This is a genomic window from Nocardia sp. NPDC060259, assembly GCF_042728775.1.
Lineage (GTDB): Bacteria > Actinomycetota > Actinomycetes > Mycobacteriales > Mycobacteriaceae > Nocardia.
The window spans coordinates 16,941-40,514 of record NZ_JBHXAY010000014.1 but is presented as its reverse complement, the minus strand read 5'-3'; the positions used below and the strand labels follow the sequence as shown (position 1 = coordinate 40,514).

22 protein-coding genes are annotated in these 23,574 nt (G+C 68.5%); 12 read left to right on the top strand and 10 right to left on the bottom strand.

What is annotated here, in order from left to right; genetic code table 11:
- The first annotated feature begins 43 nt into the window (after window positions 1-43).
- Window positions 44-838, top strand: a complete 795-nt coding sequence (locus ACFWF2_RS08670; protein ID WP_379306059.1) for a hypothetical protein — start codon at window positions 44-46, stop codon at window positions 836-838.
- Window positions 839-910: 72 nt separating this feature from the next.
- Here ACFWF2_RS08670 and ACFWF2_RS08665 read toward each other — a convergent pair whose 3' ends face one another.
- Complete coding sequence (locus tag ACFWF2_RS08665) at window positions 911-3,334, bottom strand: DUF6049 family protein (RefSeq protein ID WP_379306057.1); 2,424 nt, start codon at window positions 3,332-3,334, stop codon at window positions 911-913.
- On the bottom strand, window positions 3,331-3,786 hold the full coding sequence (locus ACFWF2_RS08660; protein WP_379306139.1) for an NUDIX hydrolase: 456 nt from the start codon (window positions 3,784-3,786) through the stop codon (window positions 3,331-3,333). Before ACFWF2_RS08660 ends, ACFWF2_RS08665 begins: the two co-directional genes overlap by 4 nt.
- A gap of 321 nt (window positions 3,787-4,107) precedes the next feature.
- Here ACFWF2_RS08660 and ACFWF2_RS08655 point away from each other — a divergent pair, with 321 nt between their 5' ends.
- Window positions 4,108-5,544, top strand: coding sequence for a CCA tRNA nucleotidyltransferase (locus ACFWF2_RS08655; protein ID WP_379306055.1), 1,437 nt, complete (start codon window positions 4,108-4,110; stop codon window positions 5,542-5,544).
- Here ACFWF2_RS08655 and ACFWF2_RS08650 read toward each other — a convergent pair whose 3' ends face one another.
- The gene (locus ACFWF2_RS08650) at window positions 5,545-6,360 is read right to left on the bottom strand and encodes a hypothetical protein (protein ID WP_379306053.1); all 816 of its coding nucleotides are present in this window, start codon (window positions 6,358-6,360) and stop codon (window positions 5,545-5,547) included.
- 173 nt (window positions 6,361-6,533) lie between these two features.
- Between ACFWF2_RS08650 and ACFWF2_RS08645 the strand changes: the two genes are divergently transcribed.
- Genes ACFWF2_RS08645 through ACFWF2_RS08635 form a run of 3 tightly spaced genes read left to right on the top strand, consistent with a single transcriptional unit; the run spans window position 6,534 to window position 8,929 of the window.
- Window positions 6,534-7,289, top strand: coding sequence for a LamB/YcsF family protein (locus ACFWF2_RS08645; RefSeq protein ID WP_379306051.1), 756 nt, complete (start codon window positions 6,534-6,536; stop codon window positions 7,287-7,289).
- 14 nt (window positions 7,290-7,303) lie between these two features.
- Entirely contained in the window at window positions 7,304-8,017 is a 714-nt protein-coding gene (locus tag ACFWF2_RS08640) for an allophanate hydrolase subunit 1 (protein WP_379306049.1), read from the top strand.
- Between the two features lie 54 nt (window positions 8,018-8,071).
- A complete protein-coding gene (locus ACFWF2_RS08635) occupies window positions 8,072-8,929 on the top strand; it encodes a biotin-dependent carboxyltransferase family protein (RefSeq protein ID WP_379306047.1) in 858 nt (285 codons plus the stop codon).
- On the opposite strand, the gene ACFWF2_RS08630 is transcribed toward ACFWF2_RS08635, so the two are convergent.
- Entirely contained in the window at window positions 8,930-10,492 is a 1,563-nt protein-coding gene (locus tag ACFWF2_RS08630) for a DUF4185 domain-containing protein (RefSeq protein ID WP_379306045.1), read from the bottom strand. It lies immediately after the preceding gene.
- A 100-nt stretch (window positions 10,493-10,592) separates the two neighbouring features.
- On the opposite strand from ACFWF2_RS08630, the gene ACFWF2_RS08625 reads away from it, so the two are divergent.
- Window positions 10,593-10,871 carry a hypothetical protein gene (locus tag ACFWF2_RS08625; protein WP_379306043.1) on the top strand — a complete coding sequence of 93 codons (279 nt, stop codon included), beginning with the start codon at window positions 10,593-10,595 and terminating at the stop codon, window positions 10,869-10,871.
- Here ACFWF2_RS08625 and ACFWF2_RS08620 read toward each other — a convergent pair.
- Window positions 10,840-12,153, bottom strand: coding sequence for an MFS transporter (locus tag ACFWF2_RS08620; RefSeq protein ID WP_379306137.1), 1,314 nt, complete (start codon window positions 12,151-12,153; stop codon window positions 10,840-10,842). The two genes, ACFWF2_RS08625 and ACFWF2_RS08620, sit on opposite strands and share 32 nt — an antisense overlap.
- 115 nt (window positions 12,154-12,268) lie before the next feature.
- Here ACFWF2_RS08620 and ACFWF2_RS08615 point away from each other — a divergent pair, with 115 nt between their 5' ends.
- Window positions 12,269-13,045 (top strand): pirin family protein, encoded by a 777-nt coding sequence (locus ACFWF2_RS08615; protein WP_379306041.1) that lies wholly within the window; start codon window positions 12,269-12,271, stop codon window positions 13,043-13,045.
- 2 nt (window positions 13,046-13,047) lie between these two features.
- Here the strand turns inward: ACFWF2_RS08615 and ACFWF2_RS08610 are convergent, their stop codons facing one another.
- Window positions 13,048-13,575 carry a hypothetical protein gene (locus tag ACFWF2_RS08610; RefSeq protein WP_379306039.1) on the bottom strand — a complete coding sequence of 176 codons (528 nt, stop codon included), beginning with the start codon at window positions 13,573-13,575 and terminating at the stop codon, window positions 13,048-13,050.
- 210 nt (window positions 13,576-13,785) lie between these two features.
- On the opposite strand from ACFWF2_RS08610, the gene ACFWF2_RS08605 reads away from it, so the two are divergent.
- The 5 genes from ACFWF2_RS08605 (at window position 13,786) to ACFWF2_RS08585 (ending at window position 19,259) form a co-directional block, all read left to right on the top strand.
- Window positions 13,786-14,637 carry a helix-turn-helix domain-containing protein gene (locus ACFWF2_RS08605; RefSeq protein WP_379306037.1) on the top strand — a complete coding sequence of 284 codons (852 nt, stop codon included), beginning with the start codon at window positions 13,786-13,788 and terminating at the stop codon, window positions 14,635-14,637.
- Window positions 14,638-14,647: 10 nt separating this feature from the next.
- The gene (locus ACFWF2_RS08600; RefSeq protein WP_379306035.1) at window positions 14,648-15,013 is read left to right on the top strand and encodes a DUF397 domain-containing protein; all 366 of its coding nucleotides are present in this window, start codon (window positions 14,648-14,650) and stop codon (window positions 15,011-15,013) included.
- A 54-nt stretch (window positions 15,014-15,067) separates the two neighbouring features.
- The gene (locus ACFWF2_RS08595; RefSeq protein WP_379306033.1) at window positions 15,068-17,083 is read left to right on the top strand and encodes a M13 family metallopeptidase; all 2,016 of its coding nucleotides are present in this window, start codon (window positions 15,068-15,070) and stop codon (window positions 17,081-17,083) included.
- Window positions 17,084-17,150: 67 nt separating this feature from the next.
- The gene (locus ACFWF2_RS08590; RefSeq protein ID WP_379306031.1) at window positions 17,151-17,903 is read left to right on the top strand and encodes an MBL fold metallo-hydrolase; all 753 of its coding nucleotides are present in this window, start codon (window positions 17,151-17,153) and stop codon (window positions 17,901-17,903) included.
- Between the two features lie 162 nt (window positions 17,904-18,065).
- On the top strand, window positions 18,066-19,259 hold the full coding sequence (locus tag ACFWF2_RS08585; RefSeq protein ID WP_379306029.1) for a Fic family protein: 1,194 nt from the start codon (window positions 18,066-18,068) through the stop codon (window positions 19,257-19,259).
- Window positions 19,260-19,268: 9 nt separating this feature from the next.
- Here ACFWF2_RS08585 and ACFWF2_RS08580 read toward each other — a convergent pair whose 3' ends face one another.
- The 4 genes from ACFWF2_RS08580 to ACFWF2_RS08565 are packed head-to-tail and all read right to left on the bottom strand — an operon-like array spanning window position 19,269 to window position 23,524.
- Window positions 19,269-20,345, bottom strand: a complete 1,077-nt coding sequence (locus ACFWF2_RS08580; RefSeq protein ID WP_379306027.1) for an ABC transporter ATP-binding protein — start codon at window positions 20,343-20,345, stop codon at window positions 19,269-19,271.
- 16 nt (window positions 20,346-20,361) lie between these two features.
- A complete protein-coding gene (locus ACFWF2_RS08575) occupies window positions 20,362-21,690 on the bottom strand; it encodes an ABC transporter substrate-binding protein (protein WP_379306025.1) in 1,329 nt (442 codons plus the stop codon).
- 20 nt (window positions 21,691-21,710) lie between these two features.
- Window positions 21,711-22,577 (bottom strand): carbohydrate ABC transporter permease, encoded by an 867-nt coding sequence (locus tag ACFWF2_RS08570; protein WP_379306023.1) that lies wholly within the window; start codon window positions 22,575-22,577, stop codon window positions 21,711-21,713.
- Complete coding sequence (locus ACFWF2_RS08565) at window positions 22,574-23,524, bottom strand: carbohydrate ABC transporter permease (protein WP_379306135.1); 951 nt, start codon at window positions 23,522-23,524, stop codon at window positions 22,574-22,576. The genes ACFWF2_RS08570 and ACFWF2_RS08565 overlap by 4 nt, the downstream gene beginning before the upstream one ends.
- Window positions 23,525-23,574: the final 50 nt, after the last annotated feature.

Below are 23,574 nucleotides of genomic sequence, written 5' to 3'. Positions count from 1 at the left end.
AACCCGGACGGGGTGGCTGACCAGGACGTGCACCCTGGGCGGGGTGCGGAGGCTGGGGCTGACGCGACGGCGGAAAGTCCCCCTGGCGCGCGCCGGGACCTGGACGCGGCGGTTGCGGCTGACCCGGACGCTGTGCCTGCGGGAACTCGCCCGAACGACCGGCGGCACCGGGTTGCTGCGGCGGAACGCCGGAACGGCCGATCTGGCCGGGCCGCTGCTGCTGCGGGAACTCGCCGGAACGATCAGCCGGGCCGGGTTGCTGTGGCGGAACGCCGGAACGGCCGATCTGGCCGGGCCGCTGCTGCTGTGGAAATTCACCGGACTGACCCGGCATCTGCACGCGCGGCAGTTCACCGGATCGACCGGCTTGGGGCGGTGGCTGACGATTGTCGCCGTGCGGACCGCGTGGCTGATCCGGCGCACGGTATCCCGCGGGCGGCGCGCCGCGATGATCGGGCGATACGGGCCGAAACCCGGCCGGCTGTTCGCCGGGACGGAACTCGGAAGGCTGATATCCAGGCTGACCCGGCGGCATGCCGGGCCGGGGTCCGGCGCCTGGCTGAGGTCCAGGCTGCCGACGCACGCCCTGCTGGTCGAAGCCGGGTTCGCCGGCCCGGTATGGCGGCTGCGGTCGACGCCCGGGCTCACCAGGACGCGGCGCGGCGACGTTTCCCTCGTGCTCCCCGGCCGTCATCCCACGCTCCCACGGCGCGGCGGGCGTCTGGCGCTGTGCCGGTCCGTCGCGACGATCCTCGTGGTCGTGCCGATGAGCGGAATCATCGTCGCCCATCATGCCTCCTGTACCCGGCGTAACCCGCGAATCCCGCCGGTCCGATGAGCGTTTCGCTCACCCGTGCCACTCTCGTCCTTGTCTGCCATGTTCCCCCGCCCGCGTGTCAGGCGCGGGCGATCAGTGCCGTTCGAACCCCTCGTCGGCGGGATCGGGCTGCCCGCGGAACCGGCGCCACAACCGGCGCCCGGCCAACAGCAACAGCAGTATTCCGGCACATGCCGTAATTATGGCCAAGGCCTGTCCGTAGGCGTTCGACCGCACCGAGACCGAGGTCGGCTCGCCTAGCGCGACGCCGTCGGGCGTGGTAAGGGAAATCGGAATCACCAGCTTACGGCTGTCGCTCACCTCGGTCGGAATCTGGAACGAGCGGGTGCCGGACGGCGGAAGCAGCTGTTCGCCGATATCGGTGATGTTCGTCTCGGCGGGCGCCTCGATCCGGAATTGCACCCGGATGGCGACCGGCAGTTCATTGCGGGCAACCAGCAGCAGCGGGCTCTGTTCCGAGGCCAGCGTGTACACCCCGCCCGGCGGCAGCACCGATACCGAAGCGAACATGTCGTCGAGTTCGCGGGTGGCCTGATCGATGCGGCGCTGGGCGTGCAGATCGGCCTGGGTGTCGTCGTCGGTCCTGCGGTCGGACAGGCTCAGCGCGCGCAGCAGGTCTTCCCTGGCCGGGGTCATGAAGGCGTGCGGGGTGAGTTCGGATTCCGGCAGCTCGACCAGCGCTCGCATCAGCTCGGTGATTCGCGCGCCCTGGGCGTGGATCGGCGGCACGAACCGCTCCGGCGCCGCGTCCTGGGCGGCGCGCGGCAGGTATTCGAGCGTGAACGGGCGCGGGTCGGGCGCCTGGGCGACGAGGTCGGCGAAACTGCGCGGGCTCGCGAGATTGTTGCGGGTCAGCAGTTCGACCTGCTTGAGCAGCGCGATGCCCTCTTCCCGATTGGCGCCCCACTGCTGCGGCGGCATGAGCAGCTGCGAGCGCGGCCGGTCAGCGGCCGGGTTCAGCGCCGTCCAGGCCATCGCGCCGAGCGCGTCCTGCAACCGGGCCGCGCGCGAGTCGTTGGTGACGTCGAAACGCACCTTCGACGGCGTGAACGACGGGGTCGGCGGGTTCGAGCCGACGGCGGCCAGCGCGGTCGCCGACCAGATGTCGAAAGTCGTCACCCGCAGCGCGGGGTCGGTCGTCGCGGGCGCGGCCGCAGGCGGGGCGATGCTCACCCCGGGTACCCGGACGACGTCCGGCGCCGCCTGTTCCCCACCGACGACGACGCCCGGTTCGAGCGTCACCGGCGCGGAGGTGAGGGCGTTCTCGGTATCGCTGGGAGCATCGTCGCTGGTCACGGCCGTGCTCGCCAGTACAGCCGTCCCGTACCCGTGACCGCGCAGCAGCTGCCCGGCCGGATCGTCGATGCTGCCGGAATCGGGCAGGCTGATCCCGCGCAGCGACTGGGTGCCGAGGATCGCGTCCACCACGTCGGCCGGTGCCAGCAGCGCCCGCGCGGACAGCCCTGGATCGTTCACCGCGGCCAGCGCCGACACGTCGACCTGCGCGAACGGCAACGCCACCGTGCACATCGACCCGGCCAGCGCGCGCAACCGGTCGAGCCAGGCCTGCGCGCTCGCCGCCCCGGTCCCCTCCCTGGTCGCGCCTTCGGGATCGGACGGGCTGGCCAGCACCCGGTAGCCGCGCGTCATCGTCTGCACGGTCGACACCAGGTCGGGGTCGATCGCGATGCACACCGAACTCGCCACGCCGCGCTCGCGACCGGGCCCCGGGGCGACCGATTCCAGCGCGGCCACCAGCTGTTCGAGCCGTCCGCCCTTGCCGACCGATACGGCCAGCTCGTCGTCGAGCAGTTCGGCCTGCCCGTTGGCCGACCCCGGCCTGCCCGCGACCATGCGCGGGCGGTCGGCGAGCGGCCAGATCAGCGTGGTCGCCACCGGCGTCGCGTCGGCGGGCGCCGGCACCGGTGCGGCGCCGCCTTCCTCACTGCCGGTGCCGGGCAGCCCGAGCACCGGCAACAGGAAGCGGGCGTCGTCGAGCCTGGCCTGGGTGCCGTAGGCCGGTTCCCCGTTGACGTTGAGCAGGAGCGGATACACCCCGGGATCGGTCAGCCCGAGCGAGGCGCCCTCGCCGCCCGGCCGCAGCGCGATGCGCACCGAGAACTGTTTGCGCTGACCGGGACTCAACCGCTCGGCCACATCCTGGAACGGCCCGGTGACCTCGTAGTTCACCTGATCGAGCCGCAGCGAACTGCGCAGCCCGCTCGGCGAGTCCACCGGCGCGGCACGCTGGATCCGCACGGCCACATCGTCGACGACCCGGTCGCCGATATTGGTGACGGTGCCCGACACCGTCAGCATCGGGTCGCTGCTCGTCGTGACCGTGCCCGGCGCGATGGCGTCCAGGGTCAGCTTGAGGAATTTCGGTGCCGACGCGCCCGACCCGTTCGGTTGCGCGTGCCCGACCGCCGGCAGGAGCGTCACCGAACCCAAGATGGTCAGGACCGCCGTGATCAGCCGGAACAGTCCACCCGTCATCGCTTGCCGGTCTCCATCCGGTCGATCATTCGATTCGCCACTTCGGCCAGCCGCCGTTCGTCGGCATAGGCCAATCGGGAATCCAACTCGCTCAACGGAACCCACGCAACCTGGGTGACTTCCACGTCGGCGTCGGACAGTTCACCGCCGAGTGAGCGCAGCAGGAAATGGTGCACAGTCTTGTGTACCCGCCTGCCCTCGGTCACGAACCAGTAATCGATGCTGCCCAGCTCGGCGACCACTTCGCCGCTGATGCCGGTCTCCTCGGCGACCTCGCGAATCGCGGTCTGCTCGGAGGTCTCCCCCGCTTCGATATGCCCTTTGGGCAGCGACCAGAGCAGTCGTCCCCGGCGATCGGTACGCCCGATCAGCGCGGCGGAGCGGTGCTCACTCGGACCGTCGAGGCCGTCGACGACGAGACCGCCCGCCGAGGTCTCGCGCACGGTCCGCATCCGCGGCTTACCGGCATTGCTCGCCGAACCCCGCCGCCGCGGCTGGCGGCGTCGACTGTTCGCGCGATCGGCCGGAGGAGACACCCCGCCAGCTTATAGGTCGAGTGCAACCCACTGATCACGCGAGAACATGGGTAACTCCCCTGCCACCTCCCAGCCGCAACAAACCTGACGCGATCCCGATCGCCAACGGTCGATTTCCCGGACGGCCCGCTGAATTCTCGGAGAGGCGGGACTGTGGGCTGATACCTGCTGGATGGGTGGGCGGGTGGCCCAGTAGGCTGGTCGTTCGTGGTGTCCCCGAACGTTGTCCCTGATGCTGTGGCGGATCGTCGAGCTCGGCTGCTGGCCGCGGCGGCGGTGACGCTGGGGCAGTTGTCGGATGTGCTGACACCGTTGGGTGAGATGTTCGCCGAGCGCGGGCATTCCCTTTATCTTGTCGGCGGCAGTGTGCGCGACGCGGTGCTTGGCAGGCTTGGCACCGATCTGGATTTCACCACCGATGCCAGGCCGGACGTGGTGCAGGAGATGATGCGCGGCTGGGCTGACCATCTCTGGGACACCGGTGGCCTTGCCTTCGGCACCGTGAGCGCGGCCAAGGACGATCAGCAGCTCGAGATCACCACCTTCCGCGCCGACACCTACGACCGGGTCTCGCGCAATCCCGAGGTCACCTTCGGTGACACGCTCGAGGGCGACCTGGTCCGCCGCGATTTCACGGTCAACGCGATGGCGGTGAAGATCGCCGCCGACGGCTCGCTCGAGTTCGTCGATCCGCTCGACGGTCTCGACGCCCTGCTCGACGGTGTCCTCGATACCCCTGCCGCGCCGCAGGATTCGTTCGACGACGACCCGCTGCGGATGCTGCGCGCTGCCCGCTTCGTCGCCCAGCTCGGTTTCGACGTGGCGCCGCGGGTGCGGGCAGCGATCGAGGAGATGGCCGAGCAGATCGACCGGATCACCGCAGAGCGGGTGCGCACCGAACTCGACAAGCTGATCGGCGCCGATCACCCGATCGACGGCATCAACCTCATGTGCGACACCGGCCTGGCGCAGCGGGTACTGCCGGAGGTGCCCGCGATGAAGCTCGAGATCGACGAGCACCACCAGCACAAGGACGTCTACCAGCATTCGCTGACCGTGCTCTCCCAGGCGATCGACCAGGAGGAGGGCGACCCTGACCTGGTGCTGCGCTGGGCGGCGCTGCTGCACGACATCGGCAAGCCCGACACCAAGCGCAACGAGCCCGGCGGCGGCGTGAGCTTCCACCACCACGAGGTGGTCGGCGCGAAGATGGTGCGCAAGCGCATGCGCGCGTTGAAGTATCCGAAGGCGTTCACCGAAGAGGTCGCGCGCCTGGTGTTCCTGCACCTGCGCTTCCACGGCTACGGCAAGGGCCAGTGGACCGATTCGGCGGTGCGCCGCTATGTCACCGACGCCGACGACCTGCTCGACCGCCTGCACAAGCTGGTCCGCGCCGACTGCACGACCCGCAACAAGCGCCGCGCCGCCGCCTTGCGCGCCACCTACGACGAGCTGGAGGAGCGCATCGCCGCGCTGCGCGCGCAGGAGGATCTGGCCCGGGTACGGCCCGATCTGGACGGCAATTCGATCATGGAGCTGCTCGGCCTCGCGCCGGGCCCGCAGGTCGGCAAGGCGTGGAAATACCTCAAGGACCTGCGCCTCGACCGCGGCCCGATGACCCGCGAGGAAGCCGAGGCTGCGCTGCTCGAGTGGTGGGCCGCCGAGAACGCCTGATCAGAAGACGATCAGCGTGGTGCCCGCGACGATGGCCGAGCGGATCTGCGCCAGGTCGAACGAGCCGGTCGTCTCGGGCAGTTCGATCCGGAAGCGCACCTTGTCACCGCGGCGGTGGGCGTAGGTGATGCTCGCCCGGTTGGGCAGGTCGTCGAGCAGCAGCGCGGGTGCGGGTACCGCGCGCTTGGGCAGCCGGATGCCGTGCCAGCTGGCCCTGCGGATGTCGATGCTGAGCAGGTTGTCGTAGACCTGCGCCTCGACCAGCGCCCGCATCTTGCGGGTGCGATGCGTCGCGAGGATGCGGCCGCGCTCGTCGAGACGCACCCGCCAGTCCAGGTTCTGCGCGTCCACCCATTCCACGAGCGCCCCGATGCCGATGGTGCCCTCGATGTCGAGCTGCTGCACGCGGATCTTGGTCGGCACGCCGGGGATGAGCCGGACGCCGTGCGCGATGACGGTGACGTTGTCGAACGGATGCGAGTCCCAGACCAGGTCCGACAGCACCGTCTTGCTCTGGAAGTGGGCGCCGCGCCTGCGCACCTTGAACACGTCGAGGGTGGCGGTGAGGTCGTGACCGAGCAGGGTGGCGCTGACTTCCTGCCCGCCGAACCGGCTGAGGATTCCCTCGCTGAGCACGGTCATCAGCACATCGGGCATGAGCGCGGTGACGGTGCCGGAGCCAAGGTCGGCGACGGGGTCGGCCCAGGACGTGGTGAAGCCGAGCCACTGGTCGATCCACGACGGGTCGAGCAGGCGTCTGCCCAGGTCGACAGCGCCCGACAGTGACCAGGACTTCGGATCGAAATACGTGGCCATGATGGTCCGAGCGTACTGGGCCGCCGCCCCGGCGGCCATGCTCAACGGCGTGTTGTGCGCGCGGCTCGGCCGGATGGTGCGGGTATCCGCGCCCCGGTGGTGACGGCGCGAACGGAGTCGTTCATGCTCGAATCACCACCTGGGAGTGCCGCGCGAACACCGGAGGGCATCGCATGCCGCTGGACCTGAACAGTGATCTGGGCGAAGGCTTCGGCCCGTGGCGCATGGGTGACGATGCCGCGATGCTCGACATCGTCACCAGCGCCAACATCGCCTGCGGTTTCCACGCAGGCGACCCGTCCATCATGCGCCGGACCTGCGAACTCGCGGTCGCCAAGGGCGTGCGGATCGGCGCCCACGTCGGCTACCGCGACCTGGTTGGCTTCGGCCGCCGCGATATCGCCATCGCCCCGGCCGACCTGCGCGACGAGATGCTGTACCAGATCGGGGCCCTCGCGGCGTTCGCGCGCGCGGCGGGCGATCGGGTGCGCTACGTCAAGCCCCACGGCGCGCTCTACCACGCGGCCGCCCGCGATCGCCTGCTCGCCGACGCCGTGCTGGCCGCGGTGGCCGAGGCCGAACCTGGACTGGCCCTGCTCGGACCGGCCGGAACGGAGCTCGAGCGAGCCGCGGGCAGACTGGGCGTCCGGTTTGTCGGCGAGGGCTTCGCCGATCGCGCCTATACCGCGACGGGCGCCCTCGCCCCGCGCGGAGTTGCCGGCGCGGTGCTGCCGCCCGACACGGCCGTCGCCCAGGCTGTTTCCCTTGCGGTGTCAGGCACCGCGCGTACCGTAGACGGTCCCGGTACGGTCGCCGTGACCGTGGCCAGTGTGTGCGTCCACGGCGATTCCCCTGCCGCCGTGGAGATGGCCCGCCGAGTTCGGCAGGCGCTCGACGAGGCAGGCGTACCGGTGGAGCCGTTCGGCTGAGGGTGGGAGGCAGGATGGACGAGGCAGGACCGAGGGACACGGACAACGATTGGAACTCGCGGATCCGGCCCGCGGGTGACCGCGCCATGCTCATCACGCTCGACGATCCGCGGCCGGTGCAACGGCTCGCCTCGGCCCTGCGCGTGCACGCGATCGCCGGCGTGCAGGACGTGCTGCCCGCGGCGGAAACCGTTCTGGTGACCATGCATTCGGTGAGCTACGGCGTCCAGGTCCGCCGCGAGCTCGTCGCGCTGCTCGACCGGCTGGATCAGGAACCCCCGCAAGCGGATTCGCCGGATGTTTCCCGTGGAACACTGCCCGACAGCGAGATTCCCGACGATGTGGTGGAGATTCCGGTCCGCTACGACGGCGCGGATCTGCCCGCGGTCGCCAGGCTGCTCGGCCTGTCGGTGCCGGAGGTGATCGCCGCGCACACCGGCACCGTCTGGCGGTGCGCGTTCGTCGGTTTCGCACCCGGTTTCGGCTATCTGACCTCCCCCGACGGCAGGCTGACGGTGCCACGTCGGGCCCAGGCCCGCACCGCAATCCCGCCCGGCGCGGTGGCGCTGGCGGGCGGCTACTCCGCGGTGTATCCGCGGGGCACGCCGGGCGGCTGGCAGCTGATCGGCACGACCGATCTGCGGATGTGGGTGGTCGACCGTGATCCACCAGCGCTGGTGCGGGCGGGGACGGCGGTACGGTTCGTCGACACCGCGACCACGGAATAACACCAGGGCTGCTCAACGATGCGCCGCCTCGACAGCGAATCGGGGAGTGATCGCATGCTGATCTTCATCGAGCGGGTGGGACCGCTCGCGACGGTCCAGGACCTGGGGCGGCCCGGGTGGTTCGATTCCGGGGTGGGACAGGCGGGGGCGGCCGACCGCGCCTCGCTCCGGCTGGCGAACCGGCTGGTCGGCAATCCGGAGGATTACGCCGCCATCGAGGTGCTGCTCGGCGGGCTGGCCCTGCGCGCCGACGCTCACCTCACGGTCGCGGTCACCGGCGCCGCCGCGCCCGCGACCGTCGACGGCACGCCGGTCGGACACGCCAGCGTGCTCGAACTCGCGCAGGGCAAGGTGCTGCGACTCGGTCTGGCCCTGTCGGGTCTGCGCAGCTATGTGGCGGTCCGCGGCGGCATCGACGTGCCCAAGGTCCTCGGTTCGCGCAGCCGCGACACCATGTCCGGCATCGGTCCCGAGCCATTACAGCCGGGCACGCAGCTCCCGGTCGGGCCCACGCCACGCACCATGCCGACCGTCGAGTTCGCGCCGCTGCCGGTGCCACCGGAGGTGCTGACCATCCGGGCAAGACCAGGCCCCCGGGACGACTGGTTCACCGACCCCGACGAGCTGTTCCACGGTTCCTGGGTGGTCTCCGCCGACACCGATCGGATCGGCGCCCGCCTCGATCGCGCCGAGGGCCAACCGCTGGTCCGGTCGGTCAACCACGAACTGCCTGCGGAAGGGGTGGCGCTCGGCTCGGTCCAGGTTCCCCCGAGCGGCCAGCCGGTCGTCTTCCTCGCCGATCACCCGATCACCGGCGGCTATCCGGTGATCGCCGTCGTGCTCGACGCGGATGTGGACCGGGTGGCCCAGGCCAGGCCGGGCGAGCGACTGCGGTTCGTGCCCGCGCGCTGATCAGCCGGGCGGATTCAGCCGGGCGTGCATCAGGTACACGTTGTAGCTTTGCCACGCCGACATCGTGAAGTACAGGTCGCGCGCGGTCGACCAGGGGTGGATGAAGCCGCCGTAGGCCATCGGATAGTCCTGCGTGGAAACCAGCGGCACCGCCGAGGTCCACCGCCCCTGCGGTTCCGACGCGGTGCGGAGCACGATCTGGCTGGCGGGCGCGTCCAGGTAGATCATCTGCCACTGTCGGCTCTCCGCGTCGAAGCGCACCGACAGTTCGCTGGCCGAGCCCGCGACGAGCGGTGTCGCCGAATTCTCCGCGGCGGGCGCCCAATCGCCGTCCACCCAGTACTGGTAGGCCGTCTTGTTGAGCACGTCGCTCTTGCGCACCCTGGCCAGGCCGATCACGCCGATCCGCCCGTTGGGCGTGCCGAACATGTAGACGTACTCCCCGTGCGGCACCATCGCCGCCACCTGGAACCGGCCGACCCCGAACATGTTCTCCCAGCGGGCATGCTGATCCTTGGTCCAGGTCTGCCCGCCGTCGTCGGAGTACGCCAGCCCGCCGTAGTTGGTCAGCCACATGCCGGGGACCCGCGACCAGTGGTTGACCGACATGTAGCTCAGGAACTGCCTGCGCCCGATCGCGAACCCCGAGGTGGGGATGGTGGTGGTCTCCCAGTTCTTGATCTTGCGGCTGCCGAGCAGTTCGGCGGCGTGGCAGGGACTGTCCTGCACCATCGAATCGATGACGAGTCCGTCGTCGAGGTTCGTGTCGGTGCTGTAGGCGAGCACGTTTGACCGCCAGTCGGCGGTGTCGGAGCCGGCGCCACCGTATTCCCAGCCCTCGCCGAAGGTGTCGCCGAAGACCATGGCCACCTTGCCGGGTTCGGTCTCCCAGAACAGGCCGAGGTCGGTGCCGTCGACCTGCCAGCGCATGTCGGTCCGGTTGTTCGAGCCGTGCCCGGTGACCTGCTCGACGAGCCGCACCGACTCCACCACCGGCGCCGCGACCGCTGGCCGCAGCGGACCCGGTTCCACCGGACGCACCACATGTGGCGGCGCTTCCTGGGCAGGTTCGCCCTCGCCACCGGGTACCGGGTACGGGATAGTCTCCCGCTCGGGCTTGAGCCGGATGCGCGGCAGCCCCGAGCCTGAACCCGAACCCGTCCCTGAACCCGAGCCAGAGCCCGAACTCGGTGACGTGGCGTCCGACTCCTCGATTCCGTCCTCGGGTTCGGGCGTGTCCCTGACCTCGGGGCACGGATTGAGGCACGGATCCGAGGGCAACGGCACCTGCGCGACGCGGGTGTTGTCGTGCGGCGGATCGGGCAGCGGCACGGGGGTCAGCTCCGGTATCACGACGGGGATATCGATGCTCGGCGGAACCATCGGCCCGAGCGGCGCGGGCGGCGCGTCCGGATCTGGCAGCCGGTCGAGTGGGTCGAATCCTGTTTCACCGCAGATGTTTACGGGCGGCGGCATCCAGGGGAACGGCGCGGCGTAGGCGGGGACGGCGAGCGTCACCGCCAGCAGGGCGCCGAGTGCGGTCGATCCGTGCGATGCGCGCATGTGCTCCCTCGAATGGATATCCGAACGAACAAACAAATACCACCGACTCGACCATGAACTTACCGGAACCGAACGGGGTTTCCGTGCGTCCAATCCCTATGTGAGCGAAATCGAGTACGTCCTCGGAACCGGTGACGGCATCGTGCACGACTGGTCGGGGCAGGCCGAACTGGCCGACACCGGCATCGCCGACACGCTATGGCTCGACTTCGACAGCGACACGAGCAACGACGCGGCCTCCTGGGACCGCGACGGCGCCGACGCTCTCGATTCGGCCTTGCTGCCGGACATCCCGCTGTTCTCCGTCGACCACCGGGCGGTGCTCGCGCAGGAAACCGCGGGTCCGCTCAGCAGGCCGCCCTGGCTCGACGGGAATTGAGCGCGATCGCCACGATGCCGAGCGCGTACACGGCCGCGCCTGCCAGCACCACCCCGATCGAGCGGCCGTCGGCGGGGATGACCAGCGCGGTCGCGGCGATAGCCAGCACGAAGGTCATGTTGAAAACCGTGTCCTGCAGGGCGAACACCTGGCCGCGCTGGTCGTCGTCGATGTCGATCTGCATGCTCGCGTCGCCGGTCAGTTTGATCGTCTGGCCCGCGAGGCCGAGCCCGAACGCGCCCGCGAGCAGCAGCCGATGGGCGTTGTCGACGGCCGAACCGGTCGCCAGCGCGATCGGGGTGACCAGCGTCAACTGCACGGCGACCGCGGTCGTCAGCCCGAGCAGCACGGTGCGTGGCCTGCCGAGGCGCGGAATGAGCACCGGCGCCAGGATCGCGGCGAGCAGCATGCCCGCCGCGGCGAAACCGATCGCGACACCGAATCCGACCAGGCCACCGCTCATCTCGGTGTCGCCGGTGTGCTGGCGCAGTACCAGCACCATGATCAGGGTGTTCATGCCGAAGACGATCCGGTGCGCGCCGATGCCGATCATCGCCGTCGTCACCTGCACCGATCGCCACACCGTGACCGCGCCGGTGCGCAAGCCGGTCGCGATGGCGTGCACCGTGCTCTCCGAAGTGGCCGAACCACTTTCGGGCCCGAGCACCCGGCGCCGGAAGCCGAAGGCGAGGATCGCGCCGACGATCGAACCGATGCCGCTGAGCGCCACCGCCACCGCCGAGGCGGCATCGCCCGCCCCGATCAGGGCGATCACCGCCACCGCCGCCGCGGCGCCGATGCCGGCGCACACCGACGCCACCGTCGCGAGCACCGAGTTCATCGGCACCAGCCATCGCTGTTCGAGCACCCGCGGCAGCGCCGCCGAGACACCGGCCAGCACGAACCGGCTGATTCCCACGGTCGCGAGCGCGAGCAGCAACAGCGGCGTCTCCCCGATCCCCATCGCGAGCCCGATCGCGGCGAGGCCGATCAGCACCGCCCTGGCCACGCTGGCGGTCAGCAGGACGTTGCGCCGATCCCACCGGTCAAGCAGCGCGCCCGCGTAGGGCCCGAGCACCGAATAGGGCAGCAGCAGGACCGCGAAGCCGGCGGCGATCGCCAGCGGGTCGGTCTCGCGTTCCGGGTTGAACAGGATGGCGCCCGACAGCGCGGCCTGGAACATCCCGTCACCGAACTGGGCCGCAAGGCGCAGCAGCGCGAGCCGCGGCATCTGCGGATTCCGCCGCAGCACCCCGCGGCTGTCACGGCGCAAGTTTCGCATCGAGATCGGCCGCTCACCTGCCGGATTCGAGCCGTCATGGCGATCAGTCGACACCTCGTGAGGATAGTGGTGCCAGAATTGAGTCGGCGGTACGGGTGCGAGCAGGAGGAACGTCATGTCCACATCGACGACACCGCGGATCGAACTCCATCGCGGCGGAGACCGGATGAAGACGCGGATCTCCTGGCTCGATTCCAAACACTCGTTCTCCTTCGGCGAGCACTACGACCCCGACAACACCCATCACGGCCTGCTGCTGGTGAACAACGAGGACGTGGTGCTGCCAGGCGAGGGCTTCGACACGCATCCGCACCGGGACATGGAGATCGTCACCTGGGTGCTCGGCGGCAGCCTGGTGCACCAGGACTCACTCGGCCACAACGGCATCATCTACCCCGGCCTCGCGCAGCGGATGAGCGCGGGCACCGGGATCATGCACTCGGAGAAGAACGACTCGTGGCGCCTGGACGGCAAGGTGCCCGAGCACGACGAACCGGTGCATTTCGTCCAGATGTGGGTGGTGCCGGACGAGCCGGGCGTCGACCCGGGCTATCAGCAGCTCGAGATCGACGACGAGCTGGCGCGCGGCGGCCTGGTGACGGTCGCCTCCGGCCTGCCCCGCTATCGCGATCGCACCGCGATCGCGATCAATTCCTCGCACGCCGCCATGCACGTCGCGCGGATGCAGGCCGACAGTCCGGGTGTCACCCTGCCCGATGCCCCGTACCTGCATGTCTTCGTAGCGCGCGGCGAGGTCGACGTGGAGGGAATCGGCACCATGTACCAGGGTGACGCGGTCCGGTTGACCCGTTCCGGCGGCCAGCTGGTGCGCCCGCACGGCGACGCCGAGTTGCTGGTGTGGGAGATGCACGCCCGCCTGGGCGGGCAGTGACCTCAGGCCGAGCCGGACTCCTGCGCCAGGACCACCGACCGCGCGTTGGTGCGGGTGGCGGCGACGATCTGGGCGAAGTCGGGCCGGTAGTCGCCGTCGGGCTCCTGCACCCAGGTGCGGTAGCCGCTGCGCTCGTCGGCGGGCGATGGCAGCACGATCTCGCTGCCGGGCAGGGCCACCGAGGCGCACACCCGGAACAGCTCGGCGAACAGCACGGTGTCGAGATAGGAATTGTCGGTGGGGCCGGTCAGGAAGGTCCAGCGGCCGGAGCGGGGATGGGCGATGATCGGCCCGCAGCGCTGGCCGCGCCCGATCAGCAGGCCGCGCACCCGCTCCCCCAGCGTCGACGGCATGACCACCGCGCCGACCGCCCCGATTTCCAGCATGATCCGGCCCATCGAGGAGTCGACCACGCCGTAGAGCCCGTTGTGCTTGCGATAGTGGCGACAGCGCGCCAGCGCATCCTGGGTGGCCGAGTACTCCTCGGCCGCGGTATACCCGCCTTTTTCATCAGTGCGCGACGTGCTCATCACGACCTCGTCTCTGTCGACGGTGACTCGATGTAGCTGTGGATTCGCTCGAACGGGGAGGAACTCTGCATCACGAACCGGGTGAAGCGGGAAACTTTTTCATAACGGCCTCTACCAGGGGAAAAATGCCGTTCGCAACAGCCTAGTGCCGCACAACCGCGCTGACAATAGTCAGTAGCTGGCGTGTCGATCAGCGTACGATATTCGCCCATGCCACCCGTTTCGCCGACCGCGGCGCGCTGGGAACTGGTGCTGCGCCTGCGCGAACTGCGCGAGCAGCGCGGCTTCGACTCGGCAGGCTTCGCCCGTCGGGTCGGGTTCACCCCTGCCAACTGGTCCCACGTCGAGAAGGGCAGGCGGGTGCTCACCCGCACCACCATCGAACCGGTCCTCGACGTGCTCGACGTGGCCGACGAGGAGCGCGGGGAACTGCTCGCCCTGCTCGAGGCGAGCAAGCGGCGCGGCTGGTGGTCGACCTCGTCGGCGCTGATCGGTCCCGAGCTGCAGCGGCTCTACGGCATGGAGGCCGGCGCGCTGAGCATCCGCAGCTACGACAGCCTGATCGTGCCCGGCCTGCTCCAGACCGAGGCGTACGCGCGCGCCCTGATCAGCGCCGATGTGATGATCCGGCCGGTGCAGGTCGACCAGTTGGTCGCGATCAGGATGCGCCGTCAGCAGCGCCTGCGCGGGCCCGAGCCGCTCGAGCTCACCGCGGTGCTCGGTGAGGCGACGCTGCGTCAGCAGACCGGTGGACCCGAGGTGCTGCGCGGGCAGCTGCGTCAGCTCGCCGACCTGATGCGCGAACTGGACACCGTCGACGTGCGCGTCATCCCGTTCAGCGCGCCAGAGGGTGCCGTTCTCGGTGGCTCCAGCTTCCATCTGCTCGACTTCGCAAGCGATCAGCTACCTACCTTCGCGTGGGCCGAGAGCGCTGTCTTCGGCGGCCCCGTCGACGATGCCGAACAGGTCCGCGATCTCGGCTTCGCCTACCTGCGCGCCAGGGAGCAATCCCTCTCGCGCACCGAATCTCTGGCCCTGATCAGCGACTATGCGAGCGTGTAAGATTCGGGCTATGTCCACCACCGCTCGTCGCCGCCCGGCCGATCACGGCTGGTTCACCTCGTCGCGCTCCAATAACGGCAACCAATGTGTCGAGGTCCGTTTCGATGGTGACACGGTTCAGATACGTGACAGCAAATTCCGTCGCAATCCGATGAACGTCGGTCTCGACGAGCCGATCATCACCGTCGACGCCGAGCTGTGGACCGCGTTCCTGCACTGCCTGCTGAGCACGCGTCGTCATCCCGACCTGGTCGCCCACGTCTCCGTCGACGGTTCGGCCACCCTCCGCCACGACGACATCCTGCTTCATTTCACCGCCGGTGAGTGGGAGGCCTTCGTCGCCGGTGCCCGCGACGACGAGTTCGTCTGCGTCTAGCCCGCCCGCCGCGAGCAGCCACATGTGTCGGCCGTTGTCGGCATACTGGAGCCCGTGACTTCCGACCTGAGCAGTCCTTCCGGTATCGATCTGTCCTTCCGCGACCAGGAGGTGCGGGTGCAGGACGATCTGTTCGCGCACGTCAACGGGCAGTGGCTGGCCGGGTACGAGATTCCGGCCGACCGCGCGGTGGACGGCGCGTTCCGGACGTTGTACGACCAGGCCGAGCTCGATGTGCAGGCGATCATCCAGGACAGCGCGGCGGGCGCGTCCGATGACGCCGATGCCCGCAAGATCGGTGACCTGTACTCGAGCTTCATGGACACCGACGTCGTGGCCGCGGCCGGGTTCACGCCGGTCGCGGGCGAGCTGCGCGCGATCGCCGAGGTCGACGGCCCGAGCGCGTTCGCCGCGCTGCTCGGCCGCTTGCAGCGCACCGGAGTGCGCGGCGCGCTCGGCTACTACGTCGACACCGACGACAAGGACTCCACCCGCTACCTGGTGCACGCCACCCAGTCGGGGATCGGCCTGCCGGACGAGTCGTACTACCGCTCGGACGAATTCGCCGAGATCCGCGAGGCCTACCAGGCCCATCTCGCGAAGATGTTCACCATCGCCGCCGCCGACCCGGCGCTGGCGGGTCTGCTGCCCGCCGACCCGGCCGACGCCGCGCGCCGCGTGTTCGAGCTGGAACGCACCCTCGCCGCAGGGCATTGGGACGTGGTGCGGCGTCGCGACGCCGAGAAGAGCTACAACCTCACCACTTTCGCCGATCTCGTGGCCGAGAACCCCGAATTCGATTGGGCCGCCTGGGTCGACGCCGTCGCCTCCGGGCTCGATCGCGGCGGCGAGGAGCTGTTCGCCGAGCTCGTTGTCCGCCAGCCCGACTATGTGCGTGCCTTCGCGCAGGCGTGGGCCGCTGTGCCGCAGGCTGATTGGCGGGACTGGGCGGTCGCGCAGGTGCTGCGCGCCAGGGCGCCGTACCTGACCGACGAGATCGTCGCCGAGAACTTCGACTTCTACGGCCGCACCCTGACCGGCGCGCAGGAGAACCGCGAGCGCTGGAAGCGTGGCGTGTCGCTGGTGCAGGAGCTGCTCGGCGAGGCGGTCGGCAAACTCTATGTGGCCAGGCACTTTCCGCCGCAGGCCAAGGCACGCATGGTCGAGCTGGTGGCCAACCTGCAGGAGGCCTACCGCCGCAACATCACCGACCTCGAGTGGATGGGTCCCGACACCCGTGCCGCGGCGCTGACCAAGCTGGAGAAGTTCACCCCCAAGATCGGCTACCCCGACACCTGGCGCGACTACTCCGCGGTCGAGGTCGACCCGGCCGGCCTGGTCGGCAACTACCGGAGCGGCTACGCCGCCGACCACGACCGTGACCTGGGCAAACTGGGCGGCGAGGTCGACCGCGGCGAATGGTTCATGACCCCGCAGACGGTGAACGCCTACTACAACCCCGGCATGAACGAGATCGTCTTCCCCGCCGCGATCCTGCAGCCGCCGTTCTTCGACATGAATGCCGACGACGCGGCCAACTACGGCGGCATCGGCGCGGTGATCGGCCACGAGATCGGCCACGGTTTCGACGATCAGGGCGCCAAGTACGACGGCGACGGCAATATGAAGGACTGGTGGACCGACGCCGACCGCGCCGAGTTCGCCAAGCGCACCAGGGCACTGATCGACCAGTACGACGTGCTCTCCCCCGCCGACCTGGCCGACGAGCACACCGTCAACGGCGAGTTCACCATCGGCGAGAACATCGGTGACCTCGGCGGTCTGTCGATCGCGCTGGCCGCGTACAAGATCTCGCTCGACGGCGCCGCACCGCCGGTCATCGACGGCCTCACCGGCCTGCAGCGCGTCTTCTACGGCTGGGCACAGGTGTGGCGCACCAAGGCCCGCCCCGAGGAGGCGATCCGCCGCCTCGCCGTCGATCCGCACTCCCCGCCGGAGTTCCGCTGCAACGCGGTCGTGCGCAATATCGACAGCTTCTACGAGGCCTTCGACGTGACGGCCGACGACCAGCTCTACCTGGCTCCCGGTGAGCGCGTGACGATCTGGTGATGTCGCCCGGCCCTACCGGCGATGTCGGTAGGGCGCCGAGCTGTAACTCGACGGAGGGATTCGCGCTGTGCGCTACCAGCAAGTCGCCGACGACGTCTTCACGATCCGCGGCACCGACGTCAACATGGTCCTGCTGCGCGACGGCCGCGACCTCACCCTGATCGACGCGGGCTGGTACGGCGACGCCCGCACCATCGAGCAGACGATCCGCGCCCTCGGCCACCGCCCCGAGGACATCGTCGCCATCCTGCTCACCCACGCCCACCTGGATCACGTCGGTGCCATGAACCACCTGCACCACCACTACGCGATCCCGGCCTACACCAGCCCCACCGAGGTGGCCCACGCCCGCGGCGAATGCCACGAGTCCGCCACGCCACTCGACGTCATCAAACGCCTCACCGACCGCGACACCCTCGCCTGGGCAGCCCGCATCACCGCCGCGGGCGGCCTCCGCAAGAACACGGTCCCCCACATCCAGCCCTTCCCCACCGAAGGCCGACTGGACTTCCCCGGCAACCCCATCCCCATCCTCTGCCCCGGCCACACCTCCGGCCACTCCGCCTTCCACCTCCCCGCCGCAGGCGCCATAGCCACCGGCGACACCCTCGTCACCGCCCACCCCACCTCGAAAATCGAAGGCCCCCAACCACTCCCTAATTTCTTCAACCACGACACCGCAGCCACCATCGCCAGCTACGCGGCACTGGAATCGGTCCCAGCCGACATCGTGCTCCCCGGCCACGGCCCGATATGGCGCGACGGCGTGGCCGCTGCGGTGGCGCTGGCGAGGGAGAACGCCGTCCACCAACGGGCTTGATCAGGAGCCAGCGCGACGCACCAGCGAAAGCCGCGTCAGTAGATTCCGCGCGGAGGCTATACGTTGTCGCAGGATACACGTCTACGGGAATTACTGATCGCGTTTAGTGCGGTTAAAGTATAATAAGAGGATGGATACTGTACTTTTCGAGCGTTCTTGTCCATGAAATGGCCAAAGCACCGCATCGAGGAGCGGGCGTGGGCACCACGTCATCGGCAGGGTTCCCGTGACGACAGGACGCTCGAACGGATTACCGTGGCGATTCCTCCGCGAATCGCCGACCTCGATTACGACCCGACGGGCAAGGTAGCCCGAGCCCACGAGGACGCGGTGATCGCGGTGGCGCGACTCGAAGCGGGCCACGGCCAGTACCTCGCACCTCTGGGTGACTTTCTGCTGCGCAGCGAATCCGTCGCATCGTCGAAGATCGAACACATCGACGCGGGGTGGCGTGCGTTCGGCAAGGCCATCGGTGGCGCCAAGGCCAGCGACGAGGCCCGCTCGCAGCTCGCCGCGGTGCAGGCTCTGACTGCACTGGTCGATGCGGCGGGCCGAGGCCCGACCACGGTCGATGATCTGCTGGCTGCCCATCGCCTGCTCATGGCTCCGGACTACTACGCGGCCAGGGATTCCGGCCGCTTCCGCGATGCCCAGAACTGGATCGGCGGCAGCGACTACACCCCGATCGACGCGCTGTATGTACCTCCACCACCCGAACTCGTTTCCGAACTCATGGATGATCTGCTCGCCTTCGCGAGCCGCCGAGACCTGCCGGTTCTCGCTCAGGCCGCGATCGCGCACGCCCAGTTCGAGTCGATCCACCCCTTCGTCGACGGCAACGGCCGCATCGGCCGCGCTCTCATCAGTGCGATCCTCCGGCACCGTGGTCTGACCAGCCGGGTCACCATACCGATGGCGTCGGTCATGGTGGCAAACACGGCCAGGTACTTCGCCGAGCTGACGGGCTATCGAGCTGGTCGAGCAGACGATTTCGTGGAGTACGTGGCGCTTGCCGCAGTGCATTCCAGTGCGGCCGCCGTCGATTCGGCCCTCGCGCTGGCAGCACTGCCAGAACGCTGGCGCGAGAACGCCCGTCCGAGGTCGGGCTCCTCAGACGAAACCTTGCTGGCGAACCTGCTGGACAACCCGATCCTCAACATCGATACCGCCCACCGCCTCACCGGCACCACCGAGGCGAGTACTTATCGAGCTCTCGACCGCCTCACCACAGCCGGTGTCCTCGACGTGTTGTCGGAGTCCAAGCGCAACCGAGTCTGGGCCGCCATCGACATCCTGGCCGAACTCGACGCCCTCAGCGCGGCAATCGGCAAACGCAGCGCTGACGCGATTACCTGAAAGCGCAGCTCAGCGCACTCGCGCGTCGGTTTCGGCGTCGAAGAAGAAGATCTCGTCGGCCTTCGGGCGCAGGTGCAGGGTTTCGCCGAGGGTGGTGTGGAAGCGGCGGTCGACGCGGACGACGATCTTGCCTGAGCGGGTTTTCCAGTCGGTGCCAGCGCCGTGGGTGTAGACGAAGGATTCGGCGCCGAGTTCTTCGAGGAGTTCGGCGACGACGGTGATGCCTTCGGGGTCGGTGGTGACCTCCCATGACTCCGGGCGGATGCCGAGGATTACGCGTGGGCTGGACAGCGTGCGCGGCACCGGGATTCGCAGCCCGTCGAGCACCGCGGCACCGTCGAGCACGGGTGCTTCGAGCAGGTTCATGCCGGGTGAGCCGATGAAGCCGGCGACGAAGGTGTTCACCGGGTCGTCGTAGAGCTCGCGAGGTGACGCGATCTGCTGGAGGGTGCCGTCGCGCAGCACCGCTACTCGGTGGCCCATCGTCATGGCCTCCACCTGGTCGTGGGTGACATAGACGGTGGTGGTGCCGAGTCGCTGTTGTAGGGCCGCGATCTGGGAGCGGGTGCTGACGCGGAGTTTCGCGTCCAGGTTGGACAGTGGTTCGTCCATGCAGAACACCTGGGGGCGGCGCACGATCGCGCGGCCCATGGCGACGCGCTGGCGCTGGCCGCCGGAGAGCTTGGCCGGTTTGCGGTCGAGCAGCGGCTCGAGCTCCAGCATCGCGGCGGCCTCCAGAACCCGAACCCGGGTGTCCGCCTTGCTCATTCCCGCGTTGCGCAGGGCGAAGCCCATGTTCTCGGCGACGGTCATGTTCGGATAGAGCGCGTAGCTCTGGAACACCATCGCCACGTCGCGGGCGCGCGGCGGCAACCCGGTGACGTCGCGTTCGCCGATCCGGATGGTGCCCTCCGCCACCGATTCCAGGCCGGCCAGCATGCGCAGGCTGGTCGACTTGCCGCAGCCGGACGGACCGACCAGCACGAGGAACTCGCCATCGGCGATATCGAGATCGAGTGCGTCGACAGCGGGGGTGTCGGCGCCGGGATAGCGGTGCGTGACACCGTCGAACTGCACTGTCGCCATGGCGAGTTCCTCTCCGCTACTTGGGCAGCTTGGGCGTGATCTGCCGGTCGATGATCGCCTGCACATCGGCGGCGACCTTCGCCAGAACCGTTGCCGGATCGGCGTTCTGGAGGCCGATCTGCTCGTAGCCGGTGCCGATGATCTGGTCGGCGCCGGGCACGAACACCCGCGCGTAGTCCTGCGACTTGGTCACCGACAGCTGGTCGATGGCGACCTTCGAGTTCGGGTTCTTCGCCAGGAAGTCGACCTCGGACGGATCGCTGACCGCCGACTTGCGCACCGGCATGTACCCGGTGTTCTGCGAGAAGTACGCGGTGTTGGCCGCATTGGTGACGAACTCGATGAACTTGAGCGCGTTGGTCTTTCGACCGTCGGAGATCCGCGACGGGATGGCCAGACCGGCGCCGCCGGTGGTGACGCCGGGACCGTTCGGGTGCGGCAGGAACGCCGTGCCGAGCTCGAACTTGCCGTCGGCGTTCTTCTTGATGCCCTTGAGGTCACCGGTGGAGGCGATCGTGGAGGCGGCGACGCCGGTGCCGAAGTCGACCGCGATCTGCGGGCGGATCGCCGCGTACTTCTTGACGTTGATCGAATCGCGCAGGTAGGTGGCAGCGGCGATCGAACCGGGGTCGGTGAACTTCAGCTTCCACTGGTCGGAGTACGCGCCGCCGAAGGTCCAGTTCGGGCCCTGGAAGGTCCAGCCCAGGTAGTTCTTGGCGTCACCCCAGGCGTGCGCGAACTTGTCGGCGCCGACGACCGACTGCAGCTTCGGGCCCCATTCGTCGAATTCCTGCCAGGAGTTCGGGCCGCGGTCGGGCAGCCCGGCCTTCGCCCACACGTCCTTGTTGTAGTAGAACAGCGGGGTCGAGCGGGCATACGGCAGCGCGTAATGCTTGCCATCGAACAGGTAGTCGGCCGCGAGCGAGTCGACGTAGTCGTCCAGCCGCACGCCCGCCGCGCCGAAGTGGCCGTCGAGCGGCTCGATCGCGCTGGTCAGCGCGTAGTTGAACCACCAGACATCCGACAGCACAACGACATCGGGCAGGTCGCCGCCGGTGAGCGCGGCGTTGAACTTCTGCGCCACCTCCTCGTAGTTCTTGCCCGCGTCGACCAGGTTGACCTTCAGGTCCGGGTACTCGGCCTGGAACCGGTTGATCAGCTCCAGCTCGAGGTCCTTGGAGGTGCCGGGGTGATTGGACCAGAAGGTGATGGTGTCGGTGTCGCCGCCGGCACCGGATCCGCCGCCGGTGCCCGCACACGCGGTGAGCGCAAGACCCGCGGCGGCCGCGCCGGTCAAGCCGAGGAAGCCGCGGCGGCTGAGCTCGGGGAATCGTGAAGTGGACACGTGGATCTCCTGTTCGAGAATCAACCCTTGACCGCACCGGAGGTGAGGCCCTTGATCATGTGACGTTGCAGGGCGAGGAACACGATGAGGATCGGCAGCATCGTGAGCACGGTGCCCGCCATCACCGGCCCCCAGTTGGTGACCGAGGGATTCTCGGTGTTCTGCAGCAGCGTGAGCCCGACCGGCAGCGTGGCGACCTCGGCGGAATCGGCCATCAGGAACGGCCACAGGTACTCGTTCCACTCGTTGACCAGCGTGACCACCGCGAACGCGACCATCGTCGGCCCCGACATCGGCAGCACCACCTTGGTCAGCAGCCGCCACCAGTTCGCGCCGTCCATCCGCGCCGCCTCGATGACCTCACCGGGCAGCGACAGGAAGTGGTTGCGCATCAGGAAGGTGCCGAAGGCGACGCCGCAGAGCGGAATGATGATGCCCTGGAAGGTATTCCGCCAGCCCAGCTGCGCGATCAGCGCGTAGTTGGAGATGACGGTGATCTGATTGGGCACCATCAGCGCCGCGATGATCACCAGGAACACGATGTTCTTGCCCGGAAAGCGCAGGAACACCAGGCCGTACGCGCTGAACACCCCGAGCGCGAACTTCACCGCCGACACCACGCCGGTGACGATCAGCGAATTGCGCAGGAAGGTCCAGAACGGCACCGTGGTGGTGGCCTGGCCGTAGTTCTCCGGATGCCAGCTGTGCGGCCAGTACACCGCGGGCTGGGTGTAGATGTCGGCGCGATCCTTGAACGAGGTGATCAGGATCCAGAACAGCGGCACGCCGACCAGGATCAGCACGCACACCATCGCGGCATAGCCGAGCGCGGTGACGGCGCGTTCCCGCCTGCGGTACGAGAGTGTCTGCGGGCCTATGTGTTTCATCGATCGCCCCGATCCATCACGCGCACCTGGATCAGCGTGACCACCAGCAGCACCACGAACATGATCGTGGCGACGGTCGCGCCGTAGCCCGCCCGGAAATTGCGGAACGACTCCTCGTACACCTGGAACACCATGGTCGTCGTGCCGTTGCCGAGCGGGCCGCCGCGGGTCATCACATTGATGATGTCGAAGACTTGCAGCGAGTTGAGCAGCACGGTGATCGACAGGAAGAATGTTGTCGGACGCAATTGCGGCAGAAGTACTTTCGTGAAAGTCGTCCACCGGCTCGCGCCGTCCATTTCGGCGGCTTCCATCAACTCGGCGCGCACGCCCTGCAGCGCGGCCAGATAGATGACGAAGGTATAGCCGAGGTTTTTCCAGATGTACGTGATCGTCACCATGAACAGGGCCCAGTGCGGGTCCTGATAGAAATCCGGAACGCGCTCGACGCCGACCCGGTGCAGCACGTCTTGTACCAGACCGAAACTCGGATCGAAGATGAATTGGAAAGCGACGCCGATCGCCGCGCCCGAGATCACGAACGGCGCGAATATCGCGGATCGAACAACATTGCGCCCGAACAGTTTTCGATCCAGCAGCAGGGCCAGCGCGAGACCGAGCGCCATACTCACCACGACCGCGGCGACGGTGAAGATCACCGTGTTGCCGACGACCTTCCAGGAATCGTCGCGCTGCCACCATTCGAGGTAGTTGTCGAAACCGATCGGTGTGGCAACGGGATCCGCGATGTTCCAGTCGGTGAACGAGAGCCGGATGTTGTCGGCCAGTGGCCGGTAAACGAACAGCGTCAGCAGTACCAGGTTGGGGACGACCAGCACGCCGAACAGCGCATAGTCTTGCCACGGGCGGTTTTTCAGCCCGCGGCCGCGTGGCGCGGGGAGGACCCGCTCTGGACTGCTTCGCACCGCGGCAGTTTTACGGCGCATGGCGAACTGTCGGTTAACCTTGGCCGCCGATCCTCTGAACATCGGGCGCA